Here is a 1,987-nt window from a genome sequence, read left to right as displayed (position 1 = left end):
TAAGTCTCTATCCTCATTGAGGATGGAAGTCAGATCCGGGCCAGCTTTGGCCCGGACACTGCCTATGGGTGAATTCACATCAGGCAGTCTTTGATTTGGGCCTGATCTGCGGAGTTGGAATATGCAACCTGTCTCTGGCAAAGCCTCAGAGAAGCGCGGTTACTTGCGCAGCTTCTTTCGCGCCCTGTTGTGGCGGCGACGCAAGGTGGAGGCGGTAGCAGAAGCTGCACCCAAAGAGGGCGACCCGGCAGGCACGGCGCATGTGGTCTTGCAAGGCCGTGACCGGCCTGAGCGCTCGTCAGATGCTCTGCACGCAGATCTGTCGGAAGAGCTGGAGATCCGGGGCTTTCTGGATCAGTTTCCTGGCCACCGCTTGATGGTCAAACCCGGGGAACAGCCGCACAAGGAGATATTCTGATGGTCTATCCGCTGGCAGAACAACGCATGGCGCAGCAACATGGTGCCGCTCATGATGTAAATCCAGTTCAGGATGAGGCAATCGCGGTCTCTCTTGAGGCATTTGCTCAGGCGATCGTGGACGCCCATCAAGGCATGGCGCTTATGACCGGCGGTGCTTTAGATCTAGCCACCTTGCCCGGCACATTGCTGGACAGCCGGTCAGGACATCAGCTTTTAAAAGAGATCGGTATTAAGGGGCGTTATTACACAAAGATAGCCAATGGGAAGACCTACGTGATCTTCAAAGGCTATCCTGCAGTACGCGAAGTTCTTAAGGGGACACGGTATCTGTCGTCCTCTCCAAAGGTTGTTGCTTTTGGAATTGGACCTGAAGCCATTCGGGCAGGTGGCCGGGCGAACGCGGTCATCATGATCACCTGTTATGTGGCCCTGGATGTCATGCAGTTCATCATGAGCGATACGCAGCTTTACAGCGAACTGTTTGCCAACATCATTGTCGATGTGGCGATCGGGGCTGTTGCCATTGGGGCTGGCATGGCCGCAGCAGCAGCTGGCGCGCTTCTGGCCGGTGCTATCACCACGGTTGCTATTCCTGCCCTTGCCATTACGGCTGGTGCCATTGTTGTTGGCATGGCTGTTGGCATGGCGCTTGGACAACTGGACAAGATGTTTGGCCTGCGAGAAAAACTGTCTGCTGCCCTGCGGTGGACTGGTGAGGCTGTTGCGCGCGGCCTTCAGAAAACCGGACAAGTCATTCGTGAAGCGCAAGTTTCCATGCGCCAGAAGGTGGAAGAGCTTGAACGCCGCAGCAATCGGTTTTTCTATGATCTGGAACGCGAGACCATCTGGCATTTTGGTGGCCCTGATCTTTACAACCAGATCTACAGGCGGTGATGATGATCAACTGGTACATCAATAAAACCGTTCATTTTGGCCAGTGGATTGGCCGGGATCCGCGCAGAGCCCACGGGTTTGCTGCCGCGCTTGATCTTTTGATGGTGTTTTTGGTGTGGAGTACGGTCTCTGACTTTCTGTATGCGCAGCAGGTTATTGAACTCCGGCAAGATAACTTTGAAATTGCTCATGGGATCCAGGCTTTAGCGCTTGGATCTGTTGCGATCCCCATCGCTCATTTTGTCTTTACGCCCTGGGGTCATCAACGGCTGCAATGGTCTGTCAAAACATACCTCATTCTCATTTTCGGATCGCTCCTGATTTTTGCGATCGCCGGCAATCTATGGGCGCAATCAATTGGGCAAAGAGCGCAAGACGAAGGGTATTTACTTTGTCAGAACGAGTTTTTCGCACCGGCAAAATCCTTCCATACCTACGCGCGTCCGGGCACTTTATGTCCCGCTGATGAATGGCACTCCAAACCCTATCCACCGCCGATGGTGATGCACCAACTCAATCCGCCAGATCACTCTTAATTCTTATGCTTCCTTTGTTTTTTCTTTTGCCAGTGAGTTTGTTATGAATGCTATTGTCCAAATCCCGCAGCTCTTCCAGGAACAAGATCTGGCCTTCACCTTTGCAGCTCCTGCGCAGCCCAATGCGGAGTTGCTGG

The 1,987-nt window shown here is 53.5% G+C and carries 3 protein-coding genes; all 3 read left to right on the top strand.

The genetic code is table 11. From position 1 onward, the window contains the following. Positions 1 to 121 precede the first annotated feature (121 nt). From PsAD37_RS11360 to PsAD37_RS11350, 3 genes are read left to right on the top strand one after another with little or no spacing between them, the layout of a single operon-like run. The gene (locus PsAD37_RS11360) at positions 122 to 418 is read left to right on the top strand and encodes a hypothetical protein (protein ID WP_063296244.1); all 297 of its coding nucleotides are present in this window, start codon (positions 122 to 124) and stop codon (positions 416 to 418) included. Next, on the top strand, positions 418 to 1,314 hold the full coding sequence (locus PsAD37_RS11355; RefSeq protein WP_063296243.1) for a hypothetical protein: 897 nt from the start codon (positions 418 to 420) through the stop codon (positions 1,312 to 1,314). Before PsAD37_RS11360 ends, PsAD37_RS11355 begins: the two co-directional genes overlap by 1 nt. After that, positions 1,311 to 1,850, top strand: a complete 540-nt coding sequence (locus PsAD37_RS11350) for a hypothetical protein (protein WP_153039726.1) — start codon at positions 1,311 to 1,313, stop codon at positions 1,848 to 1,850. The genes PsAD37_RS11355 and PsAD37_RS11350 overlap by 4 nt, the downstream gene beginning before the upstream one ends. Positions 1,851 to 1,987: the final 137 nt, after the last annotated feature.

This window comes from Pseudovibrio sp. Ad37, from assembly GCF_001623075.1.
Classification (GTDB): domain Bacteria; phylum Pseudomonadota; class Alphaproteobacteria; order Rhizobiales; family Stappiaceae; genus Pseudovibrio.
The sequence above is the reverse complement of the archived record's forward strand: the minus strand, read 5'-3'. Positions and strand labels throughout refer to the sequence as shown.